Source organism: Streptomyces sporangiiformans (assembly GCF_005768555.2).
Lineage (GTDB): Bacteria > Actinomycetota > Actinomycetes > Streptomycetales > Streptomycetaceae > Streptomyces > Streptomyces sporangiiformans.
Genome location: NZ_VCHX02000125.1, coordinates 1 through 16,601, shown reverse-complemented (window position 1 = coordinate 16,601; position 16,601 = coordinate 1). Strand labels below are relative to the sequence as shown.

Here is a 16,601-nt window from a genome sequence, read left to right as displayed (position 1 = left end):
ACCACCGCGCCCTCCGAACGCGGGAAGAACTCGTACCACGAACCGAACAACGCCCGCTCCCGCTCCACCAACAACCGCAACGGGTCCGAACGGGTGACGTGCTCACGCAGGGGGTGCTCCGCCAGTACGGCGTCCACTTTCGGGCCGAGTGCGACGGCGAGACGGGCCGCGGCGGGGCGCTCGGTGTCGCGCAGCGCGCGCACAGCGGTCAGTACAACCACGCGCTCCGCACTGTCCGGAACTCCGGCGGCGGCCTGTTCGTACAGCAGCGCGCCTTCCTCCAGGACCAGCTCCGTGTCGATCCCCGCCGGGATCTTGATCTGCGCGTGATGGCGCCAGGTGGTGATCGGGTCGACCCACGCCTCCACCGTGTACGTCCAATGGCCCAGGGCTCCCGGTGTGACGTGGGCGCCCCAGCGGTCGCTGTCGGGGGCGAGTTCGCGCATCGGGGTCCATGGCCCGGGGCGGCCGCTCGGGTCGCACAGCACGACGTTGGCGGCGACCGCGTGGTGGCCCTCGCCGACAACGGTGGCGGTGACCTGGAAGGTTTCCCCCACGACCGCCTTCGCCGGGCGTCTGCCGCAGTCGACCATCGGCTGGACATCGCGGATGGGGACGCGGCCGGTGGCCGGGGTTCGGGTCATGGGTTCCACCTCCGTCCTCCTTGCCTTGGGTTCCGTCCGTGGTCCGGATCTGCGCCGGAAGCGCTGGGTGCGCCGGGTGCGTCGGGTGCGTCGGGTGCGTCGGGTGCGCCTACGACACCGGGGCCACCGTGAGTCCGCGGGGCCGTGTGCGGCTGTCCAGATCGCCGCGCCGGTCGGGCTTGTTGCCCCGATCCCATCCGTACGGCGTTAAATCGGCGCACAGATAGCGCTCGGCGGCGTGGGCGGCCTCGCGGGCGCAGCGCTTGCCCATCAGCACGCAGAGTGTGTAGCCCGTGTCCTCGAAGTTGCCCCGCGCGGTGCGGTCGGTGGGCGAGGCGAGCATCAGGCGTTCCCAGGCCCGGTACCGCTCCAGATGCCTGGCGACCTCGGCTTTGGCAGGCAGCAGCATCTCACTGGTCACCTTTCCTCCGCTCCGATGCGCACGGCTCATCTGGATGGTGTGCGAAGGCCGTGCACGAGAGGCGCCGACCGGTTGGAAGGGTCGAGGCCTTCACTCATGGTGCACGCGGCGTCACCCAACGTCCTGTTGTGTTTTCAACGATCCGTGTCGGCTCTCTCGTGTTGCACGAACGGAGTAGCGCTTTCACTCTTGGAGTGACTCAGGAGCGATCAGAGCTCACGCTTCGTGTTCGGGGCTCGGCCCGTAGGGGCGAGGAGGAGCGACCGCTTCGCCGGTGAGGAGCCAACGACGATGAAGACCGTAGTGTCCTGCTACTACCACCTCGACATAGAGGTCAGCCCGGAGCGGGTTGCGCAGGTCAGGCGCATTCTTGCCGCCCACCTCCGGTACTGGAACCTGGAGGACCTCGTCGAGCCCGTCTGTCAGTGCGCCGAGGTGCTGCTTCACACGATCGACGAGCATGCCGCGGACAAGAACACCACGATCGAGATGTGGTGGACCGGCCAGCACCTCATCACCGCCGTGTCGGACAACGACGCGGACCTGCACCCGAAGTACTCCCAGCCCGGGTGCCTGGCTCATATCGCGGCAGTGAGCGACGGCTGGGGCTGCTGCGCCACAGGAACCGGCGGCAAGATCATCTGGTTCTCGCGCCGGGCCCGCGCCCTCGAACGGGCCCCCCTGGTCCCGACCACACCCGCCCCCGACCTGCGGGAGGCCCGCCAGGTTCCCCGCGCGGAGCCGGTGCCCGCTCTGGCCGCGCCCGCGATCATCCTCACCGGCGCATCCGCCGGCGCCCACTCCTGGGACAAGGGAGGTTCACCGCCCAGGACCGGGGCCCGCACCTCCGTGTGACCCGCCCGGAGAACACCACCGGCCCGCGAGCCGCCCCGGCGGCCGGGCCGACGGTGTTGTTCGTTGCTCGGCCTGTGGCCGAGCGACTTCTCAACGGGCGCCGGGAATGCCGTACGCGTGATCCACGCGCAGGCGCAGGACCAGGCGGTGGTCACGGATCATCGCGGCGCGATAGTCGTCCCAGTCGGGGTGCTCGCCCTGGACGTCGCGGTACAGGCGGATGAGTTCCTCGACCGTCTCGTCGTACGGATCCTGCGCGACGGGGGAGAGGTCGGCGAGGCCTTCGACGACCGTGTAGGACCACCGGTCCGCGCTGGTGACGTAGTACGACGCCCGAGGATCCCGACGCAGATTGCGTGTCTTGGCGCGGTCGTCCGTGATCGAGACGCGCAGGGTCCGCTCATCGGGGTAGTACGCGTGGTTGACGTTCGACAGCTGAGGCCGCCCGTCGCGCTTGAGGGTGACGAGCACCCCGCCGTCGTGTTCACCCAGCAGCTTGAGCAACGCGGCCTGGTTTGTGTCCTGAGTCATACACCTGTCAACGCCCGGAACAGCGCGAGGCATTCCGTCGCCCTTGTGCTCCGGCGGGTCATCGACGGTCGTCACCTCACTGGAACACGTTGTCCGAGTCCGCCCAGCTGAACGGATCGACCGGGACGGATCTCCGCGCGCCTCGCGATGACGTCGCGTACATCGCGTCGATCTCGGCGGCGAAGTGTCGCGAGATGGCGTCTCTTCGCAGCTTCATCGAGGGCGTCAGCATCCCGTTGGCCGGGTCGAGGGGCTCCGGGAGGATGCGGAACACCCGGATGGATTCGGAACGGGACATCGGGGTGTTGGCCGCCGCGATCGCCCGCATGACCTCTTCCCGCAGCGCGTTCTCCTCTCGTACGTCGCGGCTCGATGCTTCGCCCGGTCCCGGCAAGGACCGGCGCCAGTGCGCGAGAAACTCCGGATCCAGGGTGATCAGGGCTCCTACGCAGGGCCGGTTGTCACCGACGACGACCGCTTGATGAATGAGGGGATGGACCCGCAGTCGCTCCTCGAGGGCCGCCGGAGCCACGCTCCTGCCGCCGCTCGTGATGATGACGTCCTTCTTGCGTCCGGTGACGGTCAGATATCCCTCGGTGTCCAGCCGGCCGATGTCCCCGGTGGCCAGCCAGCCGCCACGGAGCGCTGCCCGAGTGCCGGGTACGTCATTGACGTACCCCTGGAACACCGAGGGGCCTCGCACCAGGATCTCCCCGTCCTCGGCCACCCGGACCTGTGTGCCCGGCAGCGGGCGTCCGACGGTTCCGAACTTCTGCCGCTCCACGGGCTGTGCCGTGATGCCGCCACTGGTCTCGGTGAGTCCGTACCCGTCGTGGATGAGGATCCCGATTCCTGTGTAGAAGAGGGCGAGTTGACGGTTCAGGGGGGCGCCGCCCGACATCGCGCCGCACACGCGTCCGCCCAGCGCGGCGCGGAGTTTCCTGTACACCGTCTTTTCGTAGAAGGTGTGCTGGGCCCGCAGTTCGAGGTTGGGTCCGGGGCCTGTTCCCAGCTGCTGTCGCTCAACGGCACCGGCGAATCGCCGTGCCGTGTGCGCCGCGCGCTCGAAGAGGGGGCCATAGCCGTCCTGCTGGGCCTTGCGCAGGAAGTTCTTGTAGATCTTTTCGAAGATGACCGGGATGCCGCAGAGGAATGTGGGGCGAAACGACAGAAGGGCCGAGGAGAGCGCCTTCTCGTGGAGTTCGGCCTCGTGTCCCATCAGCAGTCTGCCGCGCACGCAGAGCCCCTGGAGCATGAGGCCGTACACATGGGAGAAGGGCAGGAAGACGAGGATGGCCGGTTGCTTTCCGGGCGCCGCCGCCGTGTGCCGCCACTCGGCCAGCAGCGCATCGCAGGGACTGGCCAGATTGCGGTGGCTCAGGGCACATCCTCTGGGGTGTCCGGTCGTGCCGGATGTGTAGGCGATGACCGCGGTGGAGTCGGGCAGAACGATCCGGCGCAGTGAGTCGACACTCGCGAGGGGGATGGACCGGCCTCGCTCCACCAGTTGCGACAGGGCTCCGGCGTCCAACTGCCAGACGTGGCGAAGCTGCGGAAGCGAAGCGCACGCCGAGCCGACGGTCATGACTCCTTGTTCGTCCTCCACGACCACGCCCACACAGTTGGCGTCCTTGAGGATCCATGCGATCTGATCGTGCGACGACGTCGGGTGGAGAGGAACGACTTCGGCGCCCACCGCCCAGAGCGCATAGCAAAGGACGGTCCATTCGTGCCGGGTGCGCGCCATGACAGCCACCCGGTGGCCCGGATACAGCCCGGCCGCGATGAATCCCCTGGCCAGGTCCACCACTTCGTCCCGCAGTTCGACCGCGGTCACCGGTGACCAGGTCGCGGGGGAGGCGTCGGAAGGGCGAGCGATCAGCGCAAGCGTGGGATCGCGGTCCGCCGTTTCGAAGAGACTGTCGGCGAGCCCTCCCTGCATCCGTTCCGGAGCTGGTGAAGGAAGTTCGGTCAGTTGCATGCACCGCTCCAGAATTCTTCGCAGAGCGCTCTCGCAAATGGAGGCTGGGTGTCGAGGGCGTTCGAAAATGTAACTCACGTCGGCGACAGCTGGGCCCCCTGAACCCCCATGTGGCTTGACCTGATCGGTGTCTCAGAACCGAGCGGTCCCGCACGGTGCGGACGTGCTCATGGGTATGTCATCGTTCATGCGGTTGTGCACGGTGGTGCCGCCGGTATTCCGGATCGGGATACACGGACCATGACTGGAGAACCACGTTCGCTTCTGGACACGGCACCGCTACAAGGGCTCTTTCAGGGCTGAGACCGAGCCGATACGTCATCGACTGCTGCCGGTTCGAATCCGGCTTCGCTGAGCACCGTGGCGGCGACTCCGCGGCCGACCTGGGCGAGGCCGAGCAACAGGTGATCGCAGTCGATGAGCGCTGAGCCGTCCTGCTCGGAACGCTCTTCCGCGACGGCGATCGCTTTGCGGGAGTAGGGGGTCCAGGCGATCCGCTCGGCCGCTTGCGAGGCCCCCATGCTCAGGCGGTCTCCGACGGTTCGGTGCACGGCATCCGGCGACACGCCGGCGGCTTCGAGGAGCCGGGTGCCGCTGTTGCTCGTCGCGGTGAGGCCCCACAAGAGGTGCTCGGTGCCGATGTAGTTGTTGCGATGCTGCACCGCGGCCCGCTTCACATGAGTCATCGCCTCACGCAGGTCGTCGGTCATCGCCTCCGGGCTGTAGCGCTTGTGCGGAGCGTGGAAGCGCTGCTGCACCGCCTGCCGGCTCACTCCCAGTGCCGTACCGATGTCGGTCCACGAGCAGCCGTGCATCCGGCAGTGTTCGACGTAATCCTCCACCAAGTCGTCTGCGAGAGCCTGCAGTTGTCCGGAGAGACGGGCGGCCGCCGTCAGCAGTGCGAGCCAGTCGGGCTGCTCTTGCTCACCGGGACGGTGCGCGGTGTCGCACGTTCGGTCCACTTCCGCGATGAGGTCGTCCAGGTCGGGGAGAGTCATGATGCAAGTCAGCCTTGACAATTCGAAATTGTCAAGGTCAACTTGCCTCAGCTGTAGGTCAGTTGGGACGCGTGCGCCGGTTCGAGTACCGCGATGGTGCCTTGTGCTGCGGCGCACAACGTCTGCGTGCCGGCGCCGTCCACGCTGGACACGTCGCACCGGCACGCCACGCGAGTGCGGCCGGCCCGGACAACCTGCGCATGTGCGCGCAGGGTCGTGCCCTGGGCGGGCCGCAGGTAGTCGATGGTGAACCCGGCGGTGATCAATCGGGTGCCGATCACCGTGCCCGCGGCGAAGGTCAGCGCGTTGTCCGCGGCGTAACTGAGCACCCCGCCGTGGACGAACCCGTACTGCTGGAGCAGTTCGTCGCGGATGTCCAGCTCCAGTGTTGCCGCGCCATCGCCGAAGGCCACCAGCCGGGCGCCGAGCAGCCTGCTGAAGGGCTGTGCTGCCAGTGCCTTCCGCGCGACGGCCAAATCCGGAGCTTCGCTCACCATGCCCACCTCACCTTGTCAGTTCACTGGTGAAGTGAGGATGGCGTTCGTCTGTCGCCTCTGTCAAGATCGACCCATGTCCGAGCCCGACCAGCGCCTGTTCTTCCTGTTGCAGCGGGCGGCGCATCTGCTGCGCACCACCGCGGACCGTCGCTGCCTCGCCGCCGCCGGGGTCACCACGGCACAGCTCGGCGCGTTGTTCGCGGTCCGCGACCAACCGGGCCTCACCCAGCAGCAGCTTGCCCGCACGCTCGGACTGCGCGAATCAGCCGTCACGGCGCTCGTCGGGCGGCTCACCACGGCCGACCTCATCAGCAAACACCCGCACGCGCGTGAGCATCGGGCCGTGGTGCTCGAGTTGACCGGCGACGGTGCCGCCGCCCTCCGTGCCGCCCAGCCCGAGATCGACCGCTTCAACGCCGAACTGCGCGCCCTGCTCGGCGACGACCGGTTCACGCAGACCGCTGCCGCACTGCACGCGCTCGCCCACTGGGAACCCTGATCCTCGGGGCCGAGGCCAGGATGGGCGCACGGGCGAGCGTGCCCGAGGCGCTCCGCCGGACAGGCCCTGGCAGCTCAGCCGCCCAGCCGCTCCCGCAGCTCCTGCATGTCGGCCAGAAACCACGTCTGCTGCCCTCGGTTGCACTCGCGGACGAAGTCCCGCAACGCCGAACTGCCTTCCGTGTGCCGGGAGATGTCGCCCACGACGGCGACCCCCATGCGGTAGTTGACGAACTTCTGGATGATCTCGCCGGCGACGCGGGTGTGCAGCCGGAAGAACGCCTCGTCGAGCCGTCCGGCGGGGATGACGACCCACTGGGCGCCCTGGTACCCGGCGTTGCCGATGACATCGAGGGCGTCGCGTTCACTGCCGAAGGGCTCGCCCTCCGCGTCGCACAGGAAGACAGGGACGTCATGGATCGTCTGCAGGGTGGTCATCGGGTGTGCTCCTGATCGGTGAGGACAGCATGGATGACGCGCCGTGCGATGGTCGCCATGGCCGGGTTCGTGTCCCGGTAGTACCGCAGTTCGTCGAGCGCGATCGACAGCGCCCAGCCACGGCCGCGGGTCCATGCCGCCTCGTCGGCGCCCAGAGCGGAGCGGAAGACGTCGCGCCCGTCGGCCGGCAGCAGATACCACGCCGCGATGAGGTCGACGGCGGGATCGCCCAAGCCCAGGCACCCGAAGTCGATGACGGCGCTGAGCCGCCCGCGGGCGAGCAGCACGTTCCCCGGTTGCAGGTCCGCGTGAATCCAGACGGCGGGGCCGGACCATACGGGGGCGTGCAAGGCCGCGTCCCATACGGCGTTCGCCGCGTCGGTGCCGACGATTCCGCGCAGTTCCTCGATCGCGTCTCGTGTCGAGGCGTCCCGTGCCGTCAAGGGCTCACTGCGGTACGAGGGAGGCCCGTCCGTGGGATCGATGCGGTGCAGCGCGGCGACGAAATCCGCCAAGTCCTCGGCGACCAGGCGGGGTTCGGCGATACGTCCGACGTCAGGGTTCTCGCCCTCGAGCCAGCCGAAGACGGACCAGTGCCAGGGGTAGCCCTCACCCGGCGTGCCCTTGCCCAGCGGCACGGGAATGGCGAACGGAAGCGACGGGGCGAGCAGCGGCAGCCACCGATGTTCCTTCTCCACGTCCTTCGCCGGCCCCGCCACGCGGGGCAGCCGCACGACCATGTCCTCGCCGAGCCGGTACATGGCATTGGATGTGCCGACGGACTTGATCGGTCCGACGGGAAGGCCCGCCCACCTCGGGAACTGCGTGGCGACCAGCCGTTGCACGAGAGACAAGTCGATGTCCGTCTCGTCGGCATGCATCTTGCCGTCCCCCATGAGTACCTTCCTTCGCAGCCGACGGCCATACGAACGTTCCGGGCCGCCGCCCGTCAACTCATTTCCCCCTCAGGAGGCCCGGGACGTGGACGGAGGCAGGGCCCTGCCCATCCGCGATCATCCACACGAGCACTCCGGCTCGGTAGTCTGGAGTCATGGGTGGCGGCGTGGTGACGCTGTTCCTGTGCGGCGATGTGATGCTCGGGCGCGGCGTCGATCAGATCCTCCCGCATCCCGGTGATCCGTCACTGCGGGAGGACTACGTCGGGGATGCCCGCTTCTACGTCGAGGCGGCCGAGTCCGCGAACGGCCCGATCCCCGCGCCTGTCGCCCCGTCGTGGCCCTGGGGCGACGCACTCCGGGTACTGGAGGAGGCCTCCCCGGACGCCCGGATCGTGAATCTGGAGACGGCCATCACGCGCAGCGACGCGTTCGCGCCCGGGAAAGTGGTCCACTACCGGATGCACCCGGCCAACGTGCCCGCCCTCGCCGTGGCCCGGCCCGACGTCTGCGTCCTGGCCAACAACCATGTGCTGGACTTCGGCCGCCCGGGTCTCGAGGAGACGCTCGATTCGCTGGACCGCGCGGGCCTGCGGGCTGTGGGCGCTGGACACAACGCGGACGAGGCGTACGCCCCCGCGACGGTCATGGTCGGTGACAGGGGGCGTGTGCTGGTGTTCGCCCTGGGAATGGAGTGCAGCGGGGTTCCGCCGAGCTGGGCGGCGACCGCGGACCGGCCCGGTGTCGCCTTCGCCCCCGGTCCGTCGGCTGCCGCTGCCGCCGCGACGGTGGATAGGGTGCGGCAGGTGAAGCGGCCGGGCGACATCGCGGTCGTCTCCGTGCACTGGGGCTCCAACTGGGGTTACCGCATCTCCCGGGAGCAGATCCGATTCGCGCGCGCTCTGGTGGACAGCGGCGTCGACGTCGTATACGGCCATTCCTCGCACCACCCTCGTCCCGTCGAGGTGTACCGCGACCGGCTGATCCTTTACGGCTGCGGCGACTTCATCGACGACTACGAGGGCATCTCGGGTTACGAGGAGTACCGCGACGACCTTCGCCTCGCCCACCTCGTCGCGGTCGACGCCGGCACCGGACGACTGGCCGGCGTCCGCATGGTGCCCCTGCGGGTTCGGCGGATGCGGCTGGGTCCCGCGACGGAGGACGACCGCGGATGGCTGCGCGCGACACTCGACGGGGTCAGCGACGGCGTCCACATCACCCTGGACCCCGACGGCACGCTCGGGCTGGACCACCCGGCTGCGTGAGGTGTCCACCTGTGAGCCGGTGACCTGTAGCTCGGCGAGGAAGGTGGAAAGCCGCCCCTGGCGCGGGCCGGCGATGGTCAGCCGTTCCAGCTTTCGTCGTACGGGTCGTGTGGGGCCGGGACCGGATGGGTCCGCGTGACGTCGATGAAGGGGATGACGCCGCCGTTGACGGGGTCCTTGGTCTTCTTGTCGGTGTAGGTGCCGGTGACTTCGAGCCACGTATCGGGTTGCAGGACGGGCGGAAGCTGCCCGGACAGACCGATCTTGACGGGTTGGGCGTCGGCGGCGCAGCAGTTGAGAGCCATGCGGACGAGGTACGGGGTGCCGCTGCGGTCGAGAGCGACGAAGCCGCTGACCTTGATCGGCCGGTCGCGGAGGGAGCGCCCGTGGTCGTAGACCGCGCGACCGGCGTAGTCGGCCAGGTTGAGCCGGAGCGGATCGCCGGCGGGGAGAGCGGAGTAGCCCCAGGGCTGTTCCTGCAGGGACGTTCCGGCCCGCATGGCGCTGTAGGAACCCAGCGCGGGCGGGGCGACCAGGATGAGGGCGAACAGGGGCAGCACCAGGAGCCAGGAGACGAGCGGCTCGCGGTGGACGTGACCCCCGTGCTGCTCCGACGGGCCGTCCGGCTGCTCCGATCGGCCGTCGTCCGCCGTGCGTGGCCGGCGACGCTCGTACCAGACGGTGGCGCCGGCCGTGATGATCAGGACGGCGCCGGCCACGAGCACCAACGGGCGCAACTCGGCTTTGACATACCGCAGATAGAGGTCGGTGGAACCGGCGCGCAGCACCGCTCCGCCGACGAGGAACAGCACGATCGCCTGCGCCTGCCGGTTCACAGCAGGACCCCCCCGACGAGGACCGACACCAGGACGGCCAGGACGAACGTGACGGGGGCGAACCGCAGCGCGAAGCCGCGGCCGAACGTGGCAGCCTGCATGGCGAACAGCTTCAGGTCGATCATCGGTCCGACCACGAGGAACGCCAGCCGCGCGGTGAGCGAGAACTGGGACAGCGACGCGGCGACGAACGCGTCGGCCTCGGAGCAGATCGACAACAGCACCGCGAGGACCGCCAGGGCGAGGACCGCCACCACGGGGTTGTCCGCGGCGGATCGCAGCCAGCCTTCCGGTACCACCGCCTTCAGCGTGGCCGCGGCCATCGCGCCGACGACGAGGAAGCCGCCGGCGTGCATCACGTCGTGCCGTACGGATCCCCAGAACGCCGCCCCCTTGCCGGCGCCGTCGTAGGAGGGGCGCTCAGGTGGACGCAGCCAGTCGGCGCGGCCCAGCCGCTGCCACAACCAGCCCATCGCACACGCCACGAGCAGGCTCGCCACGAACCGGGCGAGGACCATCCGCGGGTTGCCGGGAAACGCGACGGCGGTGGCGGTCAGCACGATCGGATTGATCGCCGGGGCCGACAACAGGAACGCGAACGCCGCCGCGGGAGTGACGCCCCGGCGCACCAGCGCCCCGGCCACCGGTACGGAGGCGCACTCGCACCCCGGCAGGACCGCACCGGACATCCCGGCGACCGGTACCGCCAGCGCGGGCCGCTTCGGCATCGCCCGGGCGAAGAACGACGGCGGGACGAACACCGCGAGAACCGCCGACAGCAGTACGCCGAGGACAAGGAAAGGCAGGGCCTGGACGACCACCGCGACGAACACGGTCATCCAGCTCTGCATCACCGGCGCGGACACCGCCCCGCGGATCGGCCCCTGCAGCGCAACCACCACTAGCAGCAGCATGATCAGGGCGAGGGGCGAGCTGANGATCGGCCCCTGCAGCGCAACCACCACTAGCAGCAGCATGATCAGGGCGAGGGGCGAGCTGACCCGCCACCCCTGCGGATCGTCCGCGTCGCGGTCGTCGACCGGGGGCGGGGCTGCTTTGGTCGTGCTCACGGGTGACGGTACCTCCGGCAGGGCAGGGCTTCGCGGGCGGATTCGCTCCACCTTCAGTACGCCGGTTCGGGCAGGACTTCTCACGCTATCGGGACGTGCGGGAGACCGACCAACTGGCCTCACACGGCGGCAAGACGTCCTGGTGACCTTTCACTTGTACTCCTGGCAGCCCTCGGCGGTTACTGCACACGCGACAGTGGGTTGACCAGCAGCAGCTCCGCGTTGCGGTCGCCGGCACCGCCGGCCCTGCCCTCGTGGATGCCCGCAGTCATGCCCTCGGCGAGGCCGGGGGCGTTGTACGACAACTCCCGGTACAAGGACGCGAGGCCGACCGCCGAGAGGTCGGTGTAGTCGGGGTCCGTGCGATGTGGGGCGGCGGATTCGACGAGCGTGGTGAAGAGGGAGAGCGTGCCGTCGTGGTTGTCGGTGAGTTCGATCAGCCGGGCGAGCTGCGGATAGTCCACGTGAGAGGCGGTATTGACCTCCCAGAAGGAGCGCACCGGAACCTCCGCGTGGACGTGCGGGGTGATGCGGTTGACGTGGCTGTGGCCATTGATCCAGGCAACCACGTTCGGGAACCGGCTCAGCAGGGCGATGACCTCCGCTCCGTCGTGGCGGGGCTCCTCCGTACGGGCCGCGTCGGGGCGCCGGATCATGGCGGGGCTGTTGTGGTGGCTGAAGACCAGAACATGGGCGTCGTCGGCGCCCAGATTGCGTACGAGCCGGCCGTCGGTGTCGTAGGAGCGGGAGCTGTGCGCGGTCAGCGTCCGTTCCAGCCAACGGAGTTGGTCGGTGCCGAGTGAGCCTTCGTAGTGGCCGCTGCGGTAGGTGGTGTCGAGGCTGATACCGATCACGTTCTCGGCCACCTGGAAGGTGTAGTACATCCGGTCACCGTCCAGATTGTCCTCGGTGTAGCCGTGTCCGACTGGTCCACCAACCCCGGCGTGCGCCGGATCGAGGTGCGCGGCCAGGTACTCGTACGGCGTGAACGTCCGGCGCCGTTCGTCGGGCGTCACCGGGCGCGCCGCTGCCGCGTGCCGGCTCAGGATCGCGGCGAGTACCTCGCTCTTGGGGTCGTTGCCCGTCCGCAGCGCTTGCGCGTAGGCGGCCGCGTCCGCCTTCGGCACTGACAGCAGCTTGCGGGAGCCGACCGCGTATTCGCCCAGCCGGGGAGAGAGGCAGCCGCCGGGCAGATCGTCGTGGTTGCCGACCGTGGAGTACCAGGGGATGCCGAGGCCAGGGCTGGTGACGGGCCGTGTCGCCGCGTCGAGGAAGCCGGGTATGTGCGGCAGCCCACGCCCCTTGTCGACGTCGCGCAGCGCCGCGTCGTCCGGGTGCCAATAGAGCGGCAGGCCGGAGTTCTGGACGCCTTCGTACGCCGTCGGGGCACCGGTGTCGGGAGCGATCCGGCCACCGCTCATCAGAGTGAGGAACCACTCCAGCTCGATCGCGGAGTTGTTGTCGATGTTGTCGCCCGTCGCCATCACGAACGTCGGGGCCATCCCGGTGTAGGGACCCTGACCGAGCGCGTTCACCTGCTCCACGAGCGAAACCGCGCCCGCCACCGTGAGCGCCTCCTGCGCCCGCCACGCGCCCGGTCGGCCGACCCGCAGGAACTCCGTGCGCAGAGGATTCTGCACGTCGGTCAGGTGCAGGTCGGTGAACTGCATGAAGCACGCCAGGGGGGTGCGCCGATCGTGGCGCCCGGCCCTAGGGCCCGCGTCGGCTGCCTCAGTCCGAATGACCAAGGGCCAGCCGGGACCGGAGGTCAGACGGCGGTAGCCACCCGCATTCGCACGGCCGAGCTGGGCCGCGGTGTCGAGAGTGGTCAGCGCGGTGCCGGTGCGGGCAGGCTGACCGACGTTCCGCGTGGTGCGCGGCGGGACACTCTCGTGTGGGCGCTGCCGGGGCAACAGCGCCCACGCCGTTCCCGCTCCGGCGCCCGCGACTGCGGCACCGGAGGTGAGTAGGAAGTTGCGACGATTGATGGCGGGTCTGGTCCCGGCCATGGGTCCTCCGGTGGCTCCAAGAAGGTGACTCACTATGCGGAACCACTCATTCAGGGCATCGGGACGTGGGCGTGGCGCCCCCATGAACGAAATCGGAAGTTTTGGCCGGACAATTCAACTTGGATCCCGTCATCGAGGACCGCGGCTGCCGGACGGCCGACCCCGCCCGCCTCGGCATCACCCGGCGCGGATCTTGTCGGCCTGGCTCCCCGGCTGCGCAGGGGCAGTGACCGGTACCGCTCCGCCATCGATGCTGACGGGCAGGGTGATGCCGGACCGGCGCCGCCACCCGTACGGCGCCGGGCAACGGTCGGTGCGGTTCTCAGAGCGGTGGTCGAAGCGCCCGGCGCGATGACGTGCGGCGACCCCCGAGGAGCTGCCGCTGAGAGGTGTACCGGCACTTTGGTAACGGTGAGGTCCAAGGCTGGTTGCGGCACGGTATGCGGGCGAAGACGCACGCATGAACGCGGCGCGTCGGGCCGCCGACACTCTTGTTGCGCCCTGAGAGCTGACGTCCAGGGCGTCGGTGGCAGTGGACGGCAGGCCCGCGTCGTTCTCATGGGGGACACGCCCGACCAGAGCGAGCAGAAGGATGGTCGCCGCAGGATGTGCCCCACGACCGCGGCAGCCGCACCGCGACCAGCTCGTGGCGGAGAAGAGCCCGCCGGAATCCCATGATCACATCACCGGCATGGACACCGCCCCGCGGATCGGCCCCTGCAGGGCGACCACCACAAGCAACAGCATGATCAGGACGAGGGGCGAGTTGCCCCGCCACCCCTGCGGATCGTCCGCGTCGCGGTCGTCGACCGGGGGCGGGGCTGCTTTGGTCGTGCTCACGGGTGACGGTACCTCCGGCAGGGCAGGGCAGGGCAGTGCAGAGCAGGCTTCGCGGGCGGTTTCCCTACCCCTTCAATACGCCGGTTCGGGCCGGACTGCTCACCCTAATCCCGAGGTTGTCGGGCTCCCCGGCGAGGGGCCACCGCGGTGGCCCCATGAGCCTCGGTGTTATTGGCATGTAACCAAAATGCTGTGGCTACACTCGCCCCCCATGTGCAAGGCCAGTCCCACCAGGCAGCGGAAGAAGAACGCGAACCGCCCACCGTGCGCCGACGCTTACGGCCACGGGAGAGCGAACCCGCGATGCGGGGCCGCTGTCGGCGGGCGCGTGCCGGACCGGGCGGCTACCGGCACCCGGCGCCGCGGTCATCGGGCCGTCACGACGACACACCGAAACGCGGTCTTCCGGGACGTCCGCGTAGGCCTCAACCTGCCTGTGATCATTGCCACTTCGGCGCTTCATGGTGCATCTGTCGCGAGGGAGGCTGGAGTTTTATGAAGGGCCGGCACAAGCAATCCCGTGACCCGCGAGGGCACTGGCTGTTGCTGATACTCGTCCTGCCCGCGATGTTCGCGGCCCTGCTTTTCGAGGGCTGGACCAGCAACGAGGTCGGCGCCGCGGAGACACGGACCGCCTGCACCGCACCCGCTCCGGATGTCGTGGCCAACGGCGGGCCCGTCGTGGGGATCAACCGCAACGGCATCCAGACCGGCTCGATGCCGGCCCGCACCGTGGCCCTCACCTTCGACGGCGGTCCCGATCCCGTGTGGACTCCGCGTCTGCTGGACCTGCTGCGCCAGAATCGGGCGCGCGCCACATTCTTCCTCCTGGGATCGCAGGCGGCCCGCCATCCGGAGCTCGTGCGGCGGATCCGCGCCGAAGGGCACGAGATCGGCTCGAACACCTACACCGGCCCCGCCCTCGGCGAGACGTCCCCCGTCCGCTTCTCGGCCGAACTGGACCTGACCCAGACCGCGTTGGCGGGTGCCTCGGGCATGAACACCACTCTGCTGAGGATGCCGAAGACCACCTCGGCGGACACACTCTGCGGCCGTGAGTGGCAGGCGGCGAAGCAGGCCGCCGCCAAGGGGTATGTGCTGGTCGCCGCCGACAAGCCGTCCCGGAAGCCGGCACAGGGGCTGGTCCGGCAGTTCAGCCAGACGGAGACCGCGTACCAGGAGACGAAGAAACTGCTCGCCAACCCGAACGTCGACCGGTTCACCACCGTGTCGGCCGGCCTCAGGCTGCTTCCGGTCAACACGCGGGCAGCCTCCGCCGATCGATGGGAGGGCACGGGCCTGATCTGGGTCTCGACCCTCGGCCGTCTGTTCGCGAACGCCATGATCTGGGTGCTCGGCATCGCCGGTGGTCTCGGCGTGCTGCGCCTGGTGCTTCTCTCCTTCTTCGCGCGCGCCCATGTCCGGCGCCTGGAGCGCTTCAGTCCCGGCGCGCCCTGGCTGCGGGAGGTGACAGAGCCGGTGACGGTGCTCGTCCCCGCCTACAACGAAGAGGCCGGAATCGAGTCCACCGTCCTCTCGCTGCTCGACTCCACTCACGAGAACATGCAGCTCATCGTGATCGACGACGGTTCGACGGACCGTACGGCGGACATCGCCGAGGCGATCGACGACCCGCGTGTGACGGTGATCCGCAAGCCCAACGCGGGCAAGGCCGCCGCCCTCAACACCGGGCTGGACCATGCGATGTACGACATCGTGGTCATGGTCGACGCCGACACCGTCTTCGAACCGGACGCCATCTACCGCCTCGTGCAGTCCCTGGCGCATCCGGCGGTCGGCGCGGTCAGCGGCAACACCAAGGTCGGCAACCGGCGCGGACTGCTCGCCAAATGGCAGCACCTGGAGTACTGCTTCGGCTTCAACCTCGACCGCCGGATGTTCGAAGTCCTGGAGTGTATGCCGACGATCCCCGGCGCCATCGGGGCCTTCCGCCGGGACGCGCTGCTGGGCGTCGGCGGGGTCAGCGAGGACACCCTGGCCGAGGACACCGACCTCACGATGACCCTGTGGCGGGCCGGCTGGCGCGTGATCTACGAGGAGTCCGCCATCGCCTGGACCGAGGTGCCCACCTCGCTCGGCCAGCTGTGGCGACAGCGCTACCGGTGGTGCTACGGCACCATCCAGGCCATGTGGAAGCACCGGAGTGCCTTCTTCGGGGTGGGCACGGCCGGGCGCTTCGGCCGGCGCGGACTGAGCTACATCGCTCTCTTCCAGGTCCTGCTTCCGCTGCTCGCGCCGATCATCGACGTCTTCGCCCTGTACGGCGTGCTGTTCCGCGACCCGCTGGAGTCCGCCCTCGTGTGGTTCGGCTTCCTGGGCCTCCAACTCATCACCGCGGGCTACGCGTTGAAGCTCGATGGCGAGAAGTTGTGGACCCTGTGGTCGATGCCCTTCCAGCTCCTCGTCTACCGGCAGCTGATGTATCTGGTCGTCATCCAGTCCGTGGTCGCCCTGCTGCTCGGAAGCAAGCTGAAATGGCATCGGATCAAGCGTTCCGGCACGGCCGCTGAACAGATCGGAGGCCCCGCGCCGTATAAGAGCCTGCCGACGAGGTGATTCCATGAAATGAGCTACTGGGCAGGCAGATGAGTGACTGGACAGACCGATGGGCGGGCCACGATCGGCGCGATGGCGTGATGGAGCCGACGCGCGACACCACGGAGGGGCAGCCGTACGGGAACGCGGCCCCGCCCCCGGCGCGCACCGCACCACTGCCCGGCATGCCCTCGCCCACCGCCCCGGGGCGCACGGACGCCGGGCGCTCGCCCGCCGGGCACAGGGCCGGGCCCCGTGCCCGG

Annotated in this window: 15 protein-coding genes and 1 pseudogene; 4 read left to right on the top strand and 12 right to left on the bottom strand. The window is 69.1% G+C overall.

The annotated features are described in order from the left end of the window. Together FGD71_RS17015 and FGD71_RS17010 are read right to left on the bottom strand one after the other, a co-directional pair. Positions 1-644: maltotransferase domain-containing protein (locus FGD71_RS17015; RefSeq protein ID WP_119101294.1), on the bottom strand; the 644-nt coding region annotated here is incomplete at its 3' end. 109 nt (positions 645-753) lie between these two features. Beyond that, complete coding sequence (locus FGD71_RS17010; protein WP_119101291.1) at positions 754-1,053, bottom strand: DUF5133 domain-containing protein; 300 nt, start codon at positions 1,051-1,053, stop codon at positions 754-756. Between the two features lie 303 nt (positions 1,054-1,356). Between FGD71_RS17010 and FGD71_RS17005 the strand changes: the two genes are divergently transcribed. After that, positions 1,357-1,920 carry a pep a2 gene (locus FGD71_RS17005; RefSeq protein ID WP_240436629.1) on the top strand — a complete coding sequence of 188 codons (564 nt, stop codon included), beginning with the start codon at positions 1,357-1,359 and terminating at the stop codon, positions 1,918-1,920. A gap of 90 nt (positions 1,921-2,010) precedes the next feature. On the opposite strand, the gene FGD71_RS17000 is transcribed toward FGD71_RS17005, so the two are convergent. The 4 genes from FGD71_RS17000 to FGD71_RS16985 form a co-directional block, all read right to left on the bottom strand. Then, positions 2,011-2,451 carry a PPOX class F420-dependent oxidoreductase gene (locus FGD71_RS17000; RefSeq protein ID WP_119101290.1) on the bottom strand — a complete coding sequence of 147 codons (441 nt, stop codon included), beginning with the start codon at positions 2,449-2,451 and terminating at the stop codon, positions 2,011-2,013. Between the two features lie 76 nt (positions 2,452-2,527). After that, on the bottom strand, positions 2,528-4,432 hold the full coding sequence (locus FGD71_RS16995; protein ID WP_240436628.1) for an AMP-dependent synthetase/ligase: 1,905 nt from the start codon (positions 4,430-4,432) through the stop codon (positions 2,528-2,530). A 293-nt stretch (positions 4,433-4,725) separates the two neighbouring features. Continuing rightward, on the bottom strand, positions 4,726-5,430 hold the full coding sequence (locus tag FGD71_RS16990; RefSeq protein ID WP_240436627.1) for a Clp protease N-terminal domain-containing protein: 705 nt from the start codon (positions 5,428-5,430) through the stop codon (positions 4,726-4,728). Positions 5,431-5,477: 47 nt separating this feature from the next. Beyond that, positions 5,478-5,927, bottom strand: coding sequence for a PaaI family thioesterase (locus FGD71_RS16985; protein ID WP_119101288.1), 450 nt, complete (start codon positions 5,925-5,927; stop codon positions 5,478-5,480). Positions 5,928-6,000: 73 nt separating this feature from the next. On the opposite strand from FGD71_RS16985, the gene FGD71_RS16980 reads away from it, so the two are divergent. After that, complete coding sequence (locus FGD71_RS16980; RefSeq protein WP_119101287.1) at positions 6,001-6,426, top strand: MarR family winged helix-turn-helix transcriptional regulator; 426 nt, start codon at positions 6,001-6,003, stop codon at positions 6,424-6,426. Positions 6,427-6,500: 74 nt separating this feature from the next. Here FGD71_RS16980 and FGD71_RS16975 read toward each other — a convergent pair whose 3' ends face one another. Both FGD71_RS16975 and FGD71_RS16970 read right to left on the bottom strand, forming a co-directional pair. Continuing rightward, positions 6,501-6,863 (bottom strand): DUF4180 domain-containing protein, encoded by a 363-nt coding sequence (locus FGD71_RS16975; RefSeq protein ID WP_119101286.1) that lies wholly within the window; start codon positions 6,861-6,863, stop codon positions 6,501-6,503. Then, entirely contained in the window at positions 6,860-7,759 is a 900-nt protein-coding gene (locus FGD71_RS16970) for an aminoglycoside phosphotransferase family protein (RefSeq protein ID WP_181359221.1), read from the bottom strand. Before FGD71_RS16970 ends, FGD71_RS16975 begins: the two co-directional genes overlap by 4 nt. 155 nt (positions 7,760-7,914) lie before the next feature. Here FGD71_RS16970 and FGD71_RS16965 point away from each other — a divergent pair, with 155 nt between their 5' ends. Then, on the top strand, positions 7,915-9,027 hold the full coding sequence (locus tag FGD71_RS16965) for a CapA family protein (RefSeq protein ID WP_119101285.1): 1,113 nt from the start codon (positions 7,915-7,917) through the stop codon (positions 9,025-9,027). A 77-nt stretch (positions 9,028-9,104) separates the two neighbouring features. On the opposite strand, the gene FGD71_RS16960 is transcribed toward FGD71_RS16965, so the two are convergent. The 4 genes and pseudogenes from FGD71_RS16960 to FGD71_RS16945 form a co-directional block, all read right to left on the bottom strand. Beyond that, the gene (locus tag FGD71_RS16960) at positions 9,105-9,863 is read right to left on the bottom strand and encodes a TIGR03943 family putative permease subunit (protein ID WP_119101284.1); all 759 of its coding nucleotides are present in this window, start codon (positions 9,861-9,863) and stop codon (positions 9,105-9,107) included. Further along, a pseudogene (locus tag FGD71_RS16955) lies at positions 9,860-10,800 on the bottom strand (permease); the annotation flags it as partial. The gene FGD71_RS16960 and the pseudogene FGD71_RS16955, both read right to left, overlap by 4 nt. A 312-nt stretch (positions 10,801-11,112) precedes the next feature. After that, positions 11,113-12,942 (bottom strand): TIGR03767 family metallophosphoesterase, encoded by a 1,830-nt coding sequence (locus FGD71_RS16950; RefSeq protein ID WP_119101282.1) that lies wholly within the window; start codon positions 12,940-12,942, stop codon positions 11,113-11,115. Positions 12,943-13,620: 678 nt separating this feature from the next. Next, entirely contained in the window at positions 13,621-13,782 is a 162-nt protein-coding gene (locus FGD71_RS16945) for a hypothetical protein (RefSeq protein ID WP_181359220.1), read from the bottom strand. A gap of 495 nt (positions 13,783-14,277) precedes the next feature. On the opposite strand from FGD71_RS16945, the gene FGD71_RS16940 reads away from it, so the two are divergent. Then, positions 14,278-16,359 (top strand): bifunctional polysaccharide deacetylase/glycosyltransferase family 2 protein, encoded by a 2,082-nt coding sequence (locus FGD71_RS16940; RefSeq protein ID WP_119101281.1) that lies wholly within the window; start codon positions 14,278-14,280, stop codon positions 16,357-16,359. The last annotated feature ends 242 nt before the right edge of the window (positions 16,360-16,601 follow it).

Excerpts from the sequence above, each read along its gene's own strand:
- FGD71_RS17010 (WP_119101291.1), bottom strand. The coding sequence starts at position 1,053 with ATGCTGCTGCCTGCCAAAGCCGAGGTCGCCAGGCATCTGGAGCGGTAC.
- FGD71_RS17005 (WP_240436629.1), top strand. The coding sequence starts at position 1,357 with ATGAAGACCGTAGTGTCCTGCTACTACCACCTCGACATAGAGGTCAGC.
- FGD71_RS17000 (WP_119101290.1), bottom strand. The coding sequence starts at position 2,451 with ATGACTCAGGACACAAACCAGGCCGCGTTGCTCAAGCTGCTGGGTGAA.
- FGD71_RS16995 (WP_240436628.1), bottom strand. The coding sequence starts at position 4,432 with ATGCAACTGACCGAACTTCCTTCACCAGCTCCGGAACGGATGCAGGGA.
- FGD71_RS16990 (WP_240436627.1), bottom strand. The coding sequence starts at position 5,430 with ATGACTCTCCCCGACCTGGACGACCTCATCGCGGAAGTGGACCGAACG.
- FGD71_RS16985 (WP_119101288.1), bottom strand. The coding sequence starts at position 5,927 with ATGGTGAGCGAAGCTCCGGATTTGGCCGTCGCGCGGAAGGCACTGGCA.
- FGD71_RS16980 (WP_119101287.1), top strand. The coding sequence starts at position 6,001 with ATGTCCGAGCCCGACCAGCGCCTGTTCTTCCTGTTGCAGCGGGCGGCG.
- FGD71_RS16975 (WP_119101286.1), bottom strand. The coding sequence starts at position 6,863 with ATGACCACCCTGCAGACGATCCATGACGTCCCTGTCTTCCTGTGCGAC.
- FGD71_RS16970 (WP_181359221.1), bottom strand. The coding sequence starts at position 7,759 with ATGGGGGACGGCAAGATGCATGCCGACGAGACGGACATCGACTTGTCT.
- FGD71_RS16965 (WP_119101285.1), top strand. The coding sequence starts at position 7,915 with ATGGGTGGCGGCGTGGTGACGCTGTTCCTGTGCGGCGATGTGATGCTC.
- FGD71_RS16950 (WP_119101282.1), bottom strand. The coding sequence starts at position 12,942 with ATGGCCGGGACCAGACCCGCCATCAATCGTCGCAACTTCCTACTCACC.
- FGD71_RS16940 (WP_119101281.1), top strand. The coding sequence starts at position 14,278 with ATGAAGGGCCGGCACAAGCAATCCCGTGACCCGCGAGGGCACTGGCTG.